Below are 15,595 nucleotides of genomic sequence, written 5' to 3' on the forward strand. Positions count from 1 at the left end.
ACCATGAGCACCACCACGGACCTCCAGCTGACCGACGACCTGCGCCGGCGGATGCACCGGCTGTACCGCGAGCTGCACGCCCACCCGGAGCTGTCCATGCAGGAGCACGCCACCGCGGCCCTGCTCGAGCAGCGGCTCACCGCCCTGGGCATCGAGAACTTCCGCTGCGGCGGCACCGGGGTGGTCGGGGTGCTACGCAACGGGGACGGGCCCACGGTGGCCTTCCGCGCCGACACCGACGGCCTGCCCCTGGCCGAGGACACCGGTCTGGACTACGCCAGCACCGCCACCGGGCGGCTGGAGGACGGCACCGAGGTCCCCGTGATGCACGGGTGCGGCCACGACACGCACATGGCCGCCCTGCTGACGGCCGCCGAGCTGCTGGCCGGCGCGCGGGAGGCCTGGGCCGGGACCGTGGTGCTCGTGTTCCAGCCCGGGGAGGAGACCGCCGCCGGCGCCCGGGCGATGCTCGAGGACGGGCTGTGGGAGCGGGCGCCGCTGCCGGAGGTCGTCCTCGGCCAGCACGTGATGCCCTCCCGGGCCGGCACGGTCAGCTGGGCCGCGGGCGACGTCATGGCGATGGCCGACTCCTGGCGGGTCACCGTCCACGGCAAGGGGGCCCACGCCTCCCAGCCCCAGGACGCCACCGACCCGATCGTGCTCGGGGCGCACATGATCACCCGGATCCAGACCATCGTCTCCCGTGAGATCGACGCACGCCGGGCCGCGGTGGTCACCGTGGCGACCTTCCACGGCGGGCTCAAGGAGAACATCATCCCGGCGTCGGCCGAGTTCACGCTCAACGTGCGCACCTTCGACCCCGTCGTCCGCGACCACGTCCTGGGCGCGCTGCGGCGCATCATCGCCGCGGAGGCGGCGGCCTCAGGGGCCCCGGAGCCCACCATCGAGGAGCTCTCCACCTTCCCCCGCAACTACAACGACCCCGAGGCCACCGCTGCTCTCGTCGAGCGCTTCCGCGAGGTGCTCGGTGAGGACAGCGTGGTGGAGGTCGAACCGATGATGGGCTCGGAGGACTTCGGGGCCCTCGGCGCGGCGATCGGGGTGCCCTCGGTGTTCTGGATGTTCGGCGGTCACGACGGCGCCGTCCTCGAGGGGGAGGGGCCCGTGCCGGTGAACCACTCGCCGTTCTTCGCCCCGGCGATCGAGCCGACGCTCTCCACCGGGGTGCGGACCGCCCTCACCGCGATCCTCTCCCGCGTGGGCGGCTGACCCCTCCCGGGTCATGCCGGGATCAGGGGATGATGTGCTCGGCCCGGTAGCGGTCGAAGAGACTGGTGAAGCAGTCCTGGGTGCGGCGGTAGCCGGTGAACCCGGCCAGCCGGCTCTTGCTCATGTCGGCGACCACTTCGATGGGCCGGCCGAGGTCGGCGTCGGTGTGCCACCAGGAGGCCACGCGGGCGAGGTCGGGTTCCACGAGCCCGTGCTCGGCGACGATCCGGGCCCAGACGTCCTCGGCGCCGCGCATCTGCTCCTGAAGCGGCCGCGGTGCGTCCTGGTAGCCCTCCCACTCGAGTCCGAACCAGGCGGCCAGCGCCGGCCACATCCGGCGCCAGCGGAAGACGTCGCCGTTGACCACGTTGTAGGCCTCGTTGCCGGCGGCCTCCTCGGTGGCGGCCCAGACCATGTGCTCGGCCAGCAGGGACCCGTCGGTCATGTCGGTGAGGCTGTTCCACTGGACCTCGGAGCCGGGGAACACGAACGGGCGGCCCGTCTCCCGGCAGATCGCCGCCTGCGCGGCCAGGGTCAGCCCCATGTTCATGGCGTTGCCCACCGCGTGGCCGATGACCGTGTGCGCCCGGTGCACGGACCAGCGGAAGCCCTGGCGGCCGGCGGCTGCCCACAGCTCGTCCTCCTGGGCGTAGTAGAAGTTCTCCACCGGCAGACGGGGTTCTTCCTCGAGGAAGGGGGTGTCGGGCATGTCCCCCTTGCCGTAGGCCTCGAAGGGGCCCAGGTAGTGCTTGAGCCCGGTCATCAACGCCACGTGCTCCACCGGGGCGTGGGCCAGGGCGGCCAGGAGGTTGCGGACCATCCCGGCGTTGACCTCGATGTTCTCCTTCTCGGTGTCCTGGCGGGACCAGGCGGTGAAGAACACGTGCGTGGGCCGCTCCCCGGCCAGGGCCGCGGCCAGGCTCTCGGGGGAGCGGAGGTCGGCGCCGAGGTGCCGGGCCGAGCTGCCGGGGACGGGGTTGCGGGAGAGGGCGAGCACGTCCCAGTCCTCGGTGCGGGTCAGCTGCTCGACGATCGCCGAACCGGCGATGCCGCTGGCCCCCACCACCAGGGCGGTGGGGCGCTGCGGGGAACGGGTGTCCTGGGCGGGGGCTGTCACGGTGCGGTCTCGTCTCCTCGGTGGGTGCCAACGCTGTTCGCCGGTCCGCACGGACAGGACCGTCCGGGCCGACGGGCTCAGCGTCTCACGGTCAGCACTCCACGACGTTCACGGCGAGTCCGCCCAGGGCGGTCTCCTTGTACTTGTGGCTCATGTCCTTGCCGGTCTCGCGCATGGTCACGATGACCTCGTCGAGGCTGACCCGGTGGGTGCCGTCGCCCCACATCGCCATCTTGGCGGCGTTGATCGCCTTGGCCGCGGCAATCGCGTTGCGCTCGATGCAGGGGATCTGCACCAGTCCGCCGATGGGGTCGCAGGTCAGCCCGAGGTTGTGCTCCATGGCGATCTCCGCGGCGTTCTCCACCTGGGCCGGGGTCCCGTCCAGGACCTCGGCGAGGCCGGCGGCGGCCATCGAGGACGCGGAGCCGACCTCGCCCTGGCACCCCACCTCGGCCCCGGAGATCGAGGCCTGCTCCTTGTAGAGCACCCCGACCGCCCCGGCCGTGAGCAGGAAGCGGACCACGATGTCCCGCCGGGCGGCCGCGAGCGCCTCGGGGCCCTCCGCGGCGGCGGCGCGGGCGGCGGGGGAGTAGTGGGTGGCGTAGAACAGCACCGCCGGGATGATGCCGGCCGCCCCGTTGGTGGGGGCGGTGACCACGCGTCCGCCGGAGGCGTTCTCCTCGTTGACCGCCAGGGCCACGAGGTTCACCCACTCCGGCCAGAAGCCCGGGTCCCGGTCCGGGTCCTCGGTGCGCAGGCGCCGGTGCCACTCGGGGGCGCGGCGGGCCACGTTCAGCCCGCCCGGCAGCGGGCCGGTGCGCCGGAGGCTGGAGTCCTTGCACTCCTCCATCACGGTCCAGATGTGCAGCAGCTGCTCCCGGATCTCGTCCTCGTCGCGCCAGGTCCGCTCGTTGGCCAGCATCACCCCGCTGATCGGCAGGCCGGTGCGCTCGCAGTGGGCCAGCAGCTGTGCGGCGGTGCGGAAGGGGTGGGGCACCTGGGCGCTGGCGGCGTCCAGCTCGGCCGCGGCGGCGTCCTCCTGGCCCTCGCGGACGATGAACCCGCCGCCCACGGAGAACCAGGTCTCGTCGGCCAGCACGGCCCCGGAGGCGTCCAGGGCCTGGAAGCGCATGCCGTTGGTGTGCCGCTCCAGGACGGTCAGCGGGTGCTGCACCATGTCCTCGACCCGGTACGGGAGGTCCTTGCGCTGCCCGAGGGCCGCGCACAGCCGCAGCGTCCCGGTCTCGGCGAGGTCGGCGAGCCGCTCGTCCACCTCGGCGGGCAGCACGGTCTCGGGGTCGTAGCCCTCCAGACCGAGCAGGATCGCGGTGAAGGTGCCGTGGCCCCGGCCGGTCGCGGCCAGCGACCCGTAGACGTCCACGCGCAGGTCCGCGGTGCGCTCCAGCAGCCCGCCCCCGGTCAGGGTCTCGGCGAAGCACCGTGCGGCGCGCATGGGGCCGACGGTGTGGGAGCTCGAGGGGCCGATGCCCACGGTGAACAGTTCGAAGACGCTGATGGCCATGACGGTGATGCTCCAAAGGAGGTGGTGCCCCGGTGCGGGGCGGTGGTGGGTGGAACGGTCGTGGTGCGGGCCGGGACCCGGCCCGCACCACGGTCCTCGACGGTACCCGGGCGCGGCCGGTGCTCAGCCCTCGCCCAGGGTCCCGACGTCCTGCTGCGCTCGTGGGGGCGTGCTCAGGCCTGGTCCTCCTGGGCCTGCGCGTACTGCTCGGCGGTGAGCAGCCCGCCCTCGTCGGTGACCTCGACGGTGAACAGCCAGCCGTCCCCGTACGGGTCGGAGTTCACCAGCCCGGGCTCGTCGACGACGGCCGCGTTGACCTCCATCACCGTGCCGGAGACCGGGGCGAAGAGCTCGGAGACGGACTTGGTGGACTCCACCTCGCCGCAGACCTCGCCGGCGGTGACGGTGGAGCCGGCCTCGGGCAGGTCGAGATAGACGACGTCGCCGAGGGCGTCGACGGCGACCGCGGACAGGCCGACCTTCACGGGGGAGGACTCGTCCACCCACTCGTGCTCGGCGGAGTAGCGCAGGTGGGACGGGATGTTGGTCATGATCGAGAACCTTTCAGCAGGAGGGGACGACGACGGGTGGTGGAACGGGCTGCCGGAGCCGGCCGGGTCACTGCCCGCGCTGGTAGAACGGCAGGGACACGACCTCGAAGGGCACCGGCTTGCCGCGCAGGTCGACCTGCACCTCGGTGCCGGGCTCGGCGTGCGCGTTGTCGACGTAGGCCATGGCGATGGGGTAGCCCAGGGTCGGGCTGAGCGCCCCCGAGGTGACCTCGCCGACGACCTCGCCGTCCACGCTGATCGGGTAGTGGCCGCGGGCCGCGCGCCGGCCCTCGCCCCGCAGGCCGACCAGCTTGCGGTCCGTTCCGGCGCCCTTGCGGGCCTCCAGGGCCGTGCGGCCCACGAAGTCCTCCTCCTTCTTGAAGGAGACGACCGGCCCGAGACCGGCCTCGTAGGGCGTGAGGTCCAGGGTGAGCTCCTGGCCGTAGAGCGGCATCCCGGCCTCCAGGCGCAGGGAGTCGCGGCAGGCGAGGCCGCAGGGAACGAGCCCGTGGCCCTGCCCGGCCTCCAGGAGCTTCCGCCACAGGGACACCGCCTGGGCGTCGGGCACGTAGAGCTCGAACCCGTCCTCCCCGGTGTAGCCGGTGCGGGCGAGCAGCACGTCGGTCCCGGCGACGGTGACCGGCGCGGCCGAGTAGTACTTCAGCTCGGCGACCAGCTCCTGCTGCTCGGCGGGGACGAGCTCCTGCAGGATCGCCTGCGCGGCGGGGCCCTGGACGGCGACCAGGGAGGTGTCGGCGGACTCGTCGGCCACGGTGACGTCGAAGCCGGCGGCCCGCTCCTGGAGGGCGGCGAGCACGGTCGGCGCGTTGCCGGCGTTGGGCACCACCAGGTACTCCTGCTCGGCCAGCCGGTAGCTGATCAGGTCGTCGATGATCCCGCCCTCGGGGGTGCAGATGAGGGAGTACTTGGCCCGGCCCACGGCGATGGCGGCGAGGTTGCCCACCAGGGCCGTGTTCAGGAAGGCCGCCGCGTCCGGGCCGGTCACCCGGATCTCCCCCATGTGGGAGAGGTCGAACAGACCGGCGGCGGTGCGCACGGCGCGGTGCTCGGCCAGCTCGGAGCCGTACTTCAGGGGCATGTCCCAGCCGCCGAAGTCGGTGAAGGACGCCCCCAGCGCGGCGTGCTCGTCGTGCAGGGCGGTGTGGCGGGAGGTGGTGCTGACGCTCATGTCGTGCCTTTCGTGGCGGTGCGGTGCCGGATCAGTTCTCGAAGGCCTCGGGAGCCGGGCAGGAGCAGATCAGGTTGCGGTCCCCGGCGGCGCCGTCGATGCGGCCCACCGGCGGGAAGTACTTGTCCTGACGCAGCTCCGGGACGGGGAAGGCGCCCTGCTCGCGGGGGTAGCGGCGGTCCCAGTCGCTCGCGGCCACGACCTCGGCGGTGTGCGGGGCGTGGCGCAGGGGGCTGTCCTCGGCGCTGAGCTCACCGCGGGCGACCTGCTCGATCTCCTCGCGGATGGTGGTCATCGCGGTGATGAACCGGTCGATCTCGGCGAGGTCCTCGGACTCGGTCGGCTCGACCATCAGCGTCCCGGCCACCGGGAAGGAGAGGGTCGGGGCGTGGAACCCGAAGTCGATCAGCCGCTTGGCCACGTCCTCGGCGGTCACCTTGGTGCGGGCCGTGAGCGGTCGCAGGTCCAGGATGCACTCGTGGGCGACCAGCCCGTTGTTGCCGGTGTAGAGCACCGGGTAGTGCTCGTCGAGCGCGGTGGCGACGTAGTTCGCCGTCAGGAGCGCGGTCTGCGTGGCCCGGGTGAGGCCGTCGCCTCCCATCATCGCGATGTAGGCCCAGGAGATCGGCAGCACGCCGGCCGAGCCGAACATCGTGGCGGAGATCGGCGCGCCGGACTCCCCGTCCGCCTCGGCGCGGGTGGCGTCGCCGGGCAGGAACGGGGCCAGGTGCGCGGCCACCGCCACGGGGCCCACGCCGGGCCCGCCGCCGCCGTGCGGGATGCAGAAGGTCTTGTGCAGGTTCAGGTGGGAGACGTCCCCGCCGAACTTCCCCGGCTGGGCCAGTCCGACCAGGGCGTTGAGGTTGGCCCCGTCGAGGTACACCTGCCCGCCGGCGGCGTGGACGGCGTCGCAGACCAGGCGCACGTCGGCGTCGTAGACGCCGTGGGTGGAGGGGTACGTGATCATGATGGCGGCCAGCTGGTCGCGGTGGGCCTCGATCTTCGCGTCGAGGTCGGCGTGGTCGATCGTGCCGTCGGTGGCCGTCTTCACCACGACGACCTTCATGCCGGCCAGGACCGCGGAGGCGGCGTTGGTGCCGTGGGCCGAGGCGGGGATGAGGCACACGGTGCGCTGCTCCTCGCCGCGGGACCGGTGGTAGCCGCGGATGGCCAGCAGGCCCGCCAGCTCGCCCTGGGAACCGGCGTTGGGCTGGAGGGACACGGCCGCGTAGCCGGTGATCTCCTCCAGGCGGCCCTCCAGGTCGGCGATCAGCTCGCGCCAGCCGGTGGTCTGGTGGGCCGGGGCCAGCGGGTGGATCGAGGCGAACTCGGGCCAGCTCATGGCCGCCATCTCGGCGGTGGCGTTGAGCTTCATGGTGCAGGAGCCCAGCGGGATCATCGTCCGGTCCAGGGCCAGGTCCCGGTTCTCCAGGCGCCGCAGGTAGCGCAGCATCTGCGTCTCGGAGCGGTGGGTGGAGAACACCGGGTGGGTGAGGAACTCCGAGGTGCGCCGCAGCCCGGCGTCCAGCTCCGGGCCGCGCGGCCCGGCGGCGACCGCCGCGGCGGCGTCGGCCACGCCGAAGGCCTCGGCGACGAGCACGAGGTGCTGCTCCGTGGTCGCCTCGTCGCAGGAGATCCCCACGTGGTCGGCGTCGACGAGCCGCAGGTTCACGCCGCGGCCCTCGGCCGCGCGGACCACCTGCTCCGCCCGGCCGGGGACCCGCACGGTGAGGGTGTCGAAGAACTGCTCCGCGACGAGCTCGTGGCCGGCGCCCTGCAGCACGGTGGCCAGGGTGCGGGCGCGGTCGTGCACGCGCCGGGCGATGGCCTTCAGCCCCTCCGGGCCGTGGTAGACGGCGTACATGCCGGCCACGACGGCCAGCAGCGCCTGGGCGGTGCAGATGTTGGAGGTGGCCTTCTCCCGGCGGATGTGCTGCTCGCGCGTCTGCAGCGCCAGGCGGTAGGCGGCCCGTCCCGTGGCGTCCTTGGAGACGCCCACCAGGCGGCCGGGCAGGTTCCGCTCCAGGCCGGAGCGCACCGCCATGTAGGCGGCGTGCGGGCCGCCGAAGAACAGGGGGACCCCGAAGCGCTGGGAGGAGCCCACCGCGATGTCCGCGCCCTGCTCGCCGGGCGGGGTGATCAGCGTCAGGGCCAGCAGGTCGGCCGCGACCGTGACCATCGCCCCGCGCTCCTTGGCCTCGGCGATCACCGCGGCCTGGTCGACGACCCGCCCGGAGACCCCGGGCTGCTGCAGGACCACGCCGGTGATCTCGCCCTCGGGCAGGCCCGCCGTCAGATCGGCGACCTGCACGGCGAAGCCCAGCGCCTCGGCGCGGGCCAGCACCACGGCCAGGGTCTGCGGCAGGGTGTCGGCGTCGACCACGATCGCGCCGTTGCCGCGGGCCTTGTTGGCCCGGCGCATCAGAAGCACGGCCTCGACCACCGCCGTGGCCTCGTCCAGAAGCGAGGCGTTCGCCACCGGCAGCCCCGTGAGGTCGGAGACCATGGTCTGGAAGTTCAGCAGCGCCTCGAGGCGGCCCTGGGAGATCTCGGGCTGGTAGGGGGTGTAGGCGGTGTACCAGCCCGGGGACTCCAGCACGTTGCGCAGGATCACCGGGGGCGTGTGGGTGTCGTAGTAGCCCTGCCCGATCATCTGCACGGCCGTGGTGTTGCGGTCCGCGAAGGCGCGCAGCTGCTCGAGCACCTCCTGCTCGCTGAGCGCCGCGGGCAGGTCCAGAGGGGTGCTCTGCCGGATGTCGGCGGGCACGGCGGCGTCCGCCAGGTCGTCGAGGCTGGTGCGGCCCACGCGGGCGAGCATGGTCCGGACGGCGTCGGAGCCGGCGCCGATGTGCCGGTCGGCGAAGACGGTGGTCGGGGACGTGGTGGCGAGCTGGATCGTCATGAGGAACTCCCGGGTGCTGCACGCCAGGGCGGCGTGGATCGGTTCGAGTTCCTCCCCGCTCTGTCTGGGACCTGAGAGATTCCGCGGCCGTGGGGCCGCTTGCACCGTCGGTGAGTCCGGCGACGCGCGCCGGGCTGCTTTCCAGAGTTGCCGATCCGTGGTGGTACGGGGGCCTGAGAGTTTCCTGGGGAGGAATTGCTCCTACGGCGCCCGCCGGTCCGAGTGCACCGGCGGGACTCTCCCACCACAGCTCATGGGCGTCTTCTGCTCCCAGGATAGCCGGAGCCGGAAAGAGGTGTCCACCGTCACGCGGGGCACCCCGGCCGTGCCGGGGGAGCCGCCCGGCGGCTCAGCTCTTGAGGGACCAGAAGCGGCGGTCGCGGTCCCACTGCACCGTGCCGCCGTGGGCCTTGCGGAACTCCGCGAGGACCTCCTTGCTGATCCCGGTGTGCCCGTTCTCCAGGGTCCGGACCCACTCGGGGCCGAAGGTCCCGGGGATGTCCTGGACGGCCTCGTCCTGGGACAGCCGTCCCTCGGTCCTGATGCGGTCGATCATCCAGGTGGCGATGTCCTGTGCGCTCGTCATGATCCGAGCCTACGCGGCTCCGCGCCCGTCGCCGGCACGGGGCCGGACCTCAGGCCAGCCGCACCACGGTGCGGGCGTCCGCGTCCCAGCGGCGCAGCGCCACGGCGCGCAGCGGCTCGGGGTGCGGGGCCAGGACGTCGAGCGCGGCGGCCACCTGCTCCGGGCGCATCCGGCGCGCCAGGGTGATGTGCGGCGTCCAGGCCCCGGGGAAGGAGGTGCGCGCCTGCCCGGGGACCGAGCCCACGGCGTCGCAGACCCGCCGGTGCAGCTCGAGCAGCTCGGGGGTGGTCACGACCTGGCGGACCACCACGTAGCCGCCCCGGCCCGGACCGAACAGCAGCACGCCCGCGCTGGTCAGCGGCAGGTCCACGAACCCGGCGGCCGCGGCGACCCGCTCGTCGACCCCCGGCACGGTCTCCGGGGCCAGGGACGGGGCGGCCACCAGGGTGATGTGGGGACGGTTGGACTCGGAGCGGTGCCGGCCGGAGCTGGGCAGTCCCGCCTCGGCCAGCCGGTCCCAGTCCGCGCGCACGGCCGCCTCGGCGTCCTCGCCGAGCAGCAGCTCCAGGCTGTGCACCGTCCACCTCCTCGCGCGTCGGCCGGCGGTCCCGCGGGATCCGCCTCCGGTGGACGCGAGTCTAGCGGGGTGTCCGCCGTGCTTGCCTATACTGGCCGGACGGCAACGGGAGGATCTCCATGACCGACATCGCGATCCGTTTCGAGGGCGCCGGCAAGACGTACCCGGACGGGACCACGGCCGTCGAGGCCCTCGACCTCGAGATCCCCCGCGGATCCCTCACCGTGTTCGTGGGACCCTCCGGCTGCGGCAAGACCACCTCCCTGCGGATGATCAACCGCATGGTGGAGCCCACCTCCGGCACCGTCACGGTCGAGGGCCGCGACGTCACGTCCGTGCCCGCCCACGAGCTGCGCCGCTCCATGGGCTACGTCATGCAGCAGTCGGGCCTCCTGCCGCACCGGACCGTGGTGGACAACATCGCGACCGTCCCGCGGCTCAACGGCGTGCCGAGGAAGCAGGCGCGGGAGCGGGCCCGCGAGCTGCTGAGCACCGTGGGGCTCGCCGAGGCCCTGGGCTCCCGCTACCCCTCCCAGCTCTCGGGCGGCCAGCAGCAGCGCGTGGGCGTGGCCCGGGCGCTCGCCGCCGACCCGCCGGTCCTGCTCATGGACGAGCCGTTCTCCGCCGTGGACCCCGTGGTGCGCCAGGACCTGCAGCGCGAGCTGCTGGACCTCCAGCGCCGGCTGCACCGCACCATCGTGTTCGTCACCCACGACATCGACGAGGCGATCCTGCTCGGCAACCGGGTGGCCGTCTTCGCCACCGGCGGGCGGCTGGCGCAGTACGCCACCCCGGAGGAGCTGCTGCGCGCGCCCGCCGACGACTTCGTGGCGGACTTCGTGGGCCGGGACCGCGGCTTCCGCTCCCTGACCTTCGACTCGGCCCACGACATCCCCGTGCACCCGGTGGCCACCGTGCGCCCGGACGGCACCCAGGGCGTGGCCGGCACCGGGGACGGGCCCGTCCCCGACGGGTGGACGCTGCGGGTCGACGACGACGGCGCCCCCCGCGGCTGGGTGCGGCCCGGCGCGGAGGACGACCCCGTGGTCGGCGGCACCCTGCACCGGCCCGGCAGCTCCCTGCGCAGCGCCCTGGACGCGGCCCTGTCCTCGCCGTCGGGCCTCGCCGTGGTCGTCGACGACCACGGCCGGGCGGTCGGGATCATGCAGCCGGGGGAGATCATCGCGGCCATCGAGGACGCGCGGCTCGGCGGGCGGACGCCCCGATGAACTGGACGAGCCGGAACTGGCCCTACGTCCTGGAGCTCACGGGCACGCACCTCGTCCAGTCGGTGCTGCCCCTGCTGCTCGGCGCCCTCGTCGCCGTCCCGGTGGCCCGGCTCGCCGCCCGCAACCGCACACTGCGCCCGGTGCTCGTCACGGGCTCCTCCCTGCTCTACACCATCCCCTCCCTGACCCTGTTCGTGGTGCTGCCCCTGCTCCTCGGCACGCAGATCACCTCGGTGGTGAACGTGGTCGTGGCGCTGACCGTCTACGTCGTGGCCATCCTGGTGCGCTCCTCCGTGGACGCCTTCGAGTCCGTGGACCGCGACATCCTGCAGGCCTCCACCGCGATGGGCTACCGCCCGCTGCGGCGCTTCTTCGCGGTCGAGCTGCCGCTCGCGGTGCCCGTGCTGGTCGCCGGGCTGCGGGTCGCCTCCGTCAGCAACATCTCCATGGTCAGCGTGGGCGCCGTGATCGGCGTGCAGTCCCTCGGCACCCTGTTCACCGACGGGCTGCGCCGGTCCATCCTCGAGGAGATCGCGGTGGGCATCGTCCTGACCGTGGTCCTGGCGGTGCTCATGGACCTCGTGCTCCGGGGGGCCGGCCGCGCCCTGACGCGCTGGCAGCGGGCGGGCGCGGCCCCAGTCCCGCGCGTGCGCAGAGGAGCGGTCGCGTGAGCCTCGCCGGCGGTGCCCTGGAGTGGCTGACCGAGCCCGAGAACTGGTCCGGGGCCGGCGGCATCCCCGCCCGGCTGCTGGAGCACCTGACGTACAGCGGCGTGACGATGGCCGTGGCCCTGGCCGTGGCGGTCCCCCTGGGCCTGTGGGTGGGGCACACGGGGCGCGGCTCCGGCGTCGTCGTCGGCCTGGCCGGGGCGCTGCGCGCCCTGCCCACGCTGGGCCTGCTCACCCTCTTCACCCTGCTGCTCGGGCTCGGACTGGTGCCGCCGATCATCGCGCTCGTCCTGCTCGCGATCCCCCCGATCCTGTCGGGGGCCTACGCCGGGGTCGCGAACGTGTCCCCGGCCCTCAAGGACGCCGGGGCGGCGATGGGGATGACCGGGAGCCAGGTGCTGACCCGCGTGGAGGTCCCCAACGCCCTGCCCGTGATCCTGGGCGGGATCCGCAACGCCGCCCTGCAGGTCGTGGCGACCGTGACCGTGGTCGCCTACATCAACCTCGGCGGCCTCGGCCGCTACCTCATCGACGGCCTCGCGGTGCGCGACTACGACCGGATGCTCGGTTCCGTGGTGCTCGTGGCGGTCCTCGCGCTCGTCGTGGACGCCGTCCTGGCCCTGGCCCAGCGGCTGTCCACCTCCCCGGGGCTGCGCCTCGCCGCTCCCTGACCCACCGCTGCCCCTGACCCCCGTCCTCCCGAGCCCCCATCGTCCTCCGTGCCACCGACCGACAGGAGAACCACCATGACCACCGCTCCCGCGCTCCGCCGCCGCGCCGCCGCACCCGCCCTGGGCGCCGCCCTGCTGCTGGGGCTGACCGCCTGCGGCGGCGGCGACCCCCTCGCCGAGGAGGACGGGTCCGCGACCACGTCCTCGGAGACCGTGACCGTGGGCTCCGCCGACTTCCCGGAGAGCCAGATCGTGGCCGAGCTCTACGCCGGGGCGCTCGAGTCCGCCGGGGTCGAGACGGAGACGTCCCTGGGCATCGGCGCCCGCGAGGCCTACGTGGGGGCCGTGCAGGACGGGTCCGTGGACGTGGTCCCCGACTACTCCGGCAACCTGCTGCTCTTCGCGGACCCCGAGGCCACGGCGAGCTCGGCCGACGAGATCATGGCGGCCCTGCCCGACGCGCTGCCCGAGGGCCTGACCGTGCTCGAGGCCTCCGAGGCGGAGAACAAGGACGCCATGGTGGTTACCTCCGGGACCGCGGAGCAGTACGGGCTCACGAGCATCGCGGACCTGGCGGAGGTGTGCGGGGAGCTGGTGATCGCGGGTCCGCCCGAGTTCGCCGAGCGCGCCTACGGCCTCGACGGCCTGGAGCAGAAGTACGGCTGCGTGCCGGAGTCCTTCGAGCCGATCAACGACGGCGGCGGCCCGCTCACCGTCCAGGCCCTCCTCGACGGGGACGTGGACGTCGCCGACATCTTCACGACCACCCCGGCGATCGCCGACAACGACCTCGTGGTGCTGGAGGACCCGGAGAACAACTTCATCGCCCAGCAGGTCCTGCCGCTGGCCGCGGCGGACCGGCTGCCCCAGGAGGCGGTGGACGCGCTGAACGAGCTCTCCGGCAAGCTCACCACGGAGGCCCTCATCGACCTGAACCGCCAGGTCAGCGGCGAGGACCAGGTCAGCCCGGCCGACGCCGCGCAGGAGTGGCTGTCCGCCAACGGGTACTGAGCCCGCGCACGGCACCGGCACGGGCGCCGCGTCCCGGGGTCCGAGATCCCGGGACGCGGCGCCCGCCCTGCACAGGGTTCTCCACACGCGCGGCGTCGTCTCCCGGGGTCCTCCGGGCCCGCCGAGGCGCTCCTGGAGGGCGCCGGCGGGCCTTGCCCCACGGTGTCCCCAGGACTCGTCCACACCTGTGGACAACTCTGTGCACAGGCATGTGGAGGAAGCCCCGGGTCATCCGCTGAAAAGCTGGGAGCGCATCAGTATGCTGAGGGGCGGACCGCTCCCGCCGGCCGGTGGCAGCTGGTCCTCGACCATCCGAGGGCTCGTCGTCAAGGAGGATCTCGAGTTCGGAGACTGCCCGCCCCGGGGCGGACGACCGAAGGAGCAGTGTGCCGAACACCAGTACGCCCGGTATCCCGGGCCTGTCGCCGGAGAACCAGGCGCGCGTGATCACCGCGTGCGTCCGCCAGCGGGTGCAGGAGGGCCGCCCGGCGGACCTGCCGGGCACGGGGTGGACGGACTTCGACCGCCGGTTCGACGAGCACTTCCCCCGGCTGACGCTGCTCTTCGCCGAGATCTACGGCCACCGCGAGGACTTCCTCGAACAGCTCAGCGAGCTCGGGCTGCAGCTGGCGCGCTCCTGGGCCGAGCGCCCCGACGACCTCAAGGACCTGGACGCCCGGCGCGAGCAGGACCCCGCGTGGTTCGGCGCGCGGCAGATGCTCGGCGGGGTCTGCTACGTGGACCGGTACGCGGGGAACCTGCAGGGCATCCGGGAGCAGATCCCCTACTTCCGGGAACTGGGCCTGACCTACCTCCACCTCATGCCCCTGTTCGAGGCGCCGGAGGGCAACTCGGACGGCGGCTACGCGGTGTCCTCGTACCGCCGCGTGGAGCCGAGTCTGGGGACCATGGAGGAGCTCGCCGAGCTGAGCCGCGAGCTGCGCCGGAACGGGATCAGCCTGGTCCTCGACTTCGTCTTCAACCACACCTCCGACGAGCACGAGTGGGCGCGCCGGGCCGCCGCGGGGGAGCGGGAGTACGAGGACTACTACTGGATCTTCCCGGACCGCACGGTCCCGGAGCAGTTCGAGCGCACCACGCGGGAGATCTTCCCGGACGACCACCCCGGCTCCTTCACGCGGATCGGCGCCGGCGAGGAGGACCCCCGGTGGGTGTGGAGCACCTTCTACTCCTTCCAGTGGGACCTCAACTACACCAATCCCGCCGTCTTCCGGGCGATGGCCGCGGAGCTGCTGTTCCTGGCCGCCCAGGGCGTCGAGGTGCTGCGCATGGACGCCGTCGCGTTCATCTGGAAGCAGCTGGGCACCGCGTGCGAGTCGCTGCCCCAGGCCCACGTGCTGCTGCGCGCGTACAACGCGCTGTGCCGGATCGCCGCGCCGGCCGTGCTGTTCAAGTCCGAGGCGATCGTCCACCCGGACGAGGTCGCCCGGTACATCGAGCCCGGACAGTGCCAGCTGTCCTACAACCCGCTCCAGATGGCCCTGACCTGGGAGGCGATGGCCACCCGCGAGCCGAAGCTGCTCGCCCAGGCCCTCGAGGAGCGCCACGCCCTCCCGCCCGGCACGGCGTGGGTGGACTACGTGCGCGGCCACGACGACATCGGCTGGACGTTCTCGGACGAGGACGCCGCCCGGCTGGGCGTGCAGGGCCACGACCACCGCCGCTTCCTCAACGCCTTCTACACCGGGCGCCACCCCGGCAGCTTCGCGGACGGCGTCCCGTTCCAGGAGAACCCCCGCACGGGGGACTGCCGCGTGTGCGGGACCACGGCGTCACTGCTGGGCCTCGCCGAGGACCCGGCGTCCGCGGTGGACCGGGTCCTGCTCGCGCACTCCGTGGCGATGAGCACCGGCGGCATCCCCCTGCTGTACCTGGGCGACGAGGTCGGCCAGCTCAACGACCCCGCCTGGAACGAGGACCCGGCCCATGCCGGCGACGCCCGGTGGGTGCACCGGCCGCCGCGGCCCGTCCAGGACTACGAGCGCCGCCACGAGCTGTTCTCCGTGCAGGGCCGGATCTTCGGGGGCATCCGCCGGATGGTCGAGCTGCGCCGGAACTCCCCGGAGTTCGACGGCAACACGCTCCTCCCGTTCGACGCGCGCAACCCCCACGTGCTGGGCTACCAGCGCCCCGGCGGCAACACGGTGGTGCTGTGCCTGGCGAACTTCTCCGACTGGTCCCAGTTCGTCACGGGGGAGACCCTCTCGGGGTTCCTGCCCCAGGCCGTCGAGCTGCACGGCAACACCGAGCTCGACCTGCGCCACGGTCTGCTGCTCGACGCCCACGGGTTCCTCTGGATCCGCGTGCTCCCGAAGCGCTGA

Annotated in this window: 13 protein-coding genes and 2 riboswitches; of the genes, 6 read left to right on the plus strand and 7 right to left on the minus strand. The window is 73.2% G+C overall.

Annotated elements, in window-relative coordinates; translation table 11 throughout:
- Positions 1-3 precede the first annotated feature (3 nt).
- Positions 4-1,230, plus strand: coding sequence for an amidohydrolase (locus tag AC6CH6_RS09140; protein ID WP_498254889.1), 1,227 nt, complete (start codon positions 4-6; stop codon positions 1,228-1,230).
- A 22-nt stretch (positions 1,231-1,252) separates the two neighbouring features.
- Here the strand turns inward: AC6CH6_RS09140 and AC6CH6_RS09145 are convergent, their stop codons facing one another.
- The 7 genes from AC6CH6_RS09145 to AC6CH6_RS09175 form a co-directional block, all read right to left on the minus strand.
- Positions 1,253-2,347 (minus strand): SDR family oxidoreductase, encoded by a 1,095-nt coding sequence (locus AC6CH6_RS09145; RefSeq protein ID WP_498254890.1) that lies wholly within the window; start codon positions 2,345-2,347, stop codon positions 1,253-1,255.
- Between the two features lie 91 nt (positions 2,348-2,438).
- Positions 2,439-3,869 (minus strand): L-serine ammonia-lyase, encoded by a 1,431-nt coding sequence (locus tag AC6CH6_RS09150; protein ID WP_498254891.1) that lies wholly within the window; start codon positions 3,867-3,869, stop codon positions 2,439-2,441.
- Between the two features lie 173 nt (positions 3,870-4,042).
- The gene (gene gcvH / locus AC6CH6_RS09155) at positions 4,043-4,420 is read right to left on the minus strand and encodes a glycine cleavage system protein GcvH (RefSeq protein ID WP_498254892.1); all 378 of its coding nucleotides are present in this window, start codon (positions 4,418-4,420) and stop codon (positions 4,043-4,045) included.
- A gap of 67 nt (positions 4,421-4,487) precedes the next feature.
- On the minus strand, positions 4,488-5,609 hold the full coding sequence (gcvT, locus tag AC6CH6_RS09160; protein WP_498254893.1) for a glycine cleavage system aminomethyltransferase GcvT: 1,122 nt from the start codon (positions 5,607-5,609) through the stop codon (positions 4,488-4,490).
- A 31-nt stretch (positions 5,610-5,640) separates the two neighbouring features.
- Complete coding sequence (gene gcvP, locus AC6CH6_RS09165; RefSeq protein WP_498254894.1) at positions 5,641-8,511, minus strand: aminomethyl-transferring glycine dehydrogenase; 2,871 nt, start codon at positions 8,509-8,511, stop codon at positions 5,641-5,643.
- Between the two features lie 50 nt (positions 8,512-8,561).
- Positions 8,562-8,662: riboswitch (glycine riboswitch) on the minus strand.
- Positions 8,663-8,765, minus strand: a riboswitch (glycine riboswitch).
- A gap of 95 nt (positions 8,766-8,860) precedes the next feature.
- The gene (locus tag AC6CH6_RS09170) at positions 8,861-9,097 is read right to left on the minus strand and encodes a DUF6953 family protein (RefSeq protein ID WP_498254895.1); all 237 of its coding nucleotides are present in this window, start codon (positions 9,095-9,097) and stop codon (positions 8,861-8,863) included.
- 49 nt (positions 9,098-9,146) lie between these two features.
- A complete protein-coding gene (locus tag AC6CH6_RS09175) occupies positions 9,147-9,674 on the minus strand; it encodes a 2'-5' RNA ligase family protein (protein ID WP_165979641.1) in 528 nt (175 codons plus the stop codon).
- 119 nt (positions 9,675-9,793) lie between these two features.
- Between AC6CH6_RS09175 and AC6CH6_RS09180 the strand changes: the two genes are divergently transcribed.
- From AC6CH6_RS09180 to AC6CH6_RS09200, 5 genes are all read left to right on the plus strand, one after another.
- The gene (locus AC6CH6_RS09180) at positions 9,794-10,903 is read left to right on the plus strand and encodes an ABC transporter ATP-binding protein (RefSeq protein WP_498254896.1); all 1,110 of its coding nucleotides are present in this window, start codon (positions 9,794-9,796) and stop codon (positions 10,901-10,903) included.
- Positions 10,900-11,574 (plus strand): ABC transporter permease, encoded by a 675-nt coding sequence (locus tag AC6CH6_RS09185; protein WP_498254897.1) that lies wholly within the window; start codon positions 10,900-10,902, stop codon positions 11,572-11,574. The genes AC6CH6_RS09180 and AC6CH6_RS09185 overlap by 4 nt, the downstream gene beginning before the upstream one ends.
- Positions 11,571-12,242 carry an ABC transporter permease gene (locus AC6CH6_RS09190; RefSeq protein WP_133409584.1) on the plus strand — a complete coding sequence of 224 codons (672 nt, stop codon included), beginning with the start codon at positions 11,571-11,573 and terminating at the stop codon, positions 12,240-12,242. Before AC6CH6_RS09185 ends, AC6CH6_RS09190 begins: the two co-directional genes overlap by 4 nt.
- 75 nt (positions 12,243-12,317) lie before the next feature.
- Complete coding sequence (locus AC6CH6_RS09195) at positions 12,318-13,253, plus strand: ABC transporter substrate-binding protein (protein ID WP_133409583.1); 936 nt, start codon at positions 12,318-12,320, stop codon at positions 13,251-13,253.
- A gap of 386 nt (positions 13,254-13,639) precedes the next feature.
- Positions 13,640-15,595 (plus strand): amylosucrase, encoded by a 1,956-nt coding sequence (locus AC6CH6_RS09200; RefSeq protein WP_498254898.1) that lies wholly within the window; start codon positions 13,640-13,642, stop codon positions 15,593-15,595.

The organism is Kocuria sp. GQ42 (genome assembly GCF_059758435.1).

Coding starts and splice junctions, on each gene's coding strand:
- AC6CH6_RS09170 (WP_498254895.1), bottom strand. CDS start 9,097: ATGACGAGCGCACAGGACATCGCCACCTGGATGATCGACCGCATCAGG.
- AC6CH6_RS09150 (WP_498254891.1), bottom strand. CDS start 3,869: ATGGCCATCAGCGTCTTCGAACTGTTCACCGTGGGCATCGGCCCCTCG.
- AC6CH6_RS09185 (WP_498254897.1), top strand. CDS start 10,900: ATGAACTGGACGAGCCGGAACTGGCCCTACGTCCTGGAGCTCACGGGC.
- AC6CH6_RS09195 (WP_133409583.1), top strand. CDS start 12,318: ATGACCACCGCTCCCGCGCTCCGCCGCCGCGCCGCCGCACCCGCCCTG.
- AC6CH6_RS09180 (WP_498254896.1), top strand. CDS start 9,794: ATGACCGACATCGCGATCCGTTTCGAGGGCGCCGGCAAGACGTACCCG.
- gcvH (WP_498254892.1), bottom strand. CDS start 4,420: ATGACCAACATCCCGTCCCACCTGCGCTACTCCGCCGAGCACGAGTGG.
- gcvP (WP_498254894.1), bottom strand. CDS start 8,511: ATGACGATCCAGCTCGCCACCACGTCCCCGACCACCGTCTTCGCCGAC.
- AC6CH6_RS09140 (WP_498254889.1), top strand. CDS start 4: ATGAGCACCACCACGGACCTCCAGCTGACCGACGACCTGCGCCGGCGG.
- gcvT (WP_498254893.1), bottom strand. CDS start 5,609: ATGAGCGTCAGCACCACCTCCCGCCACACCGCCCTGCACGACGAGCAC.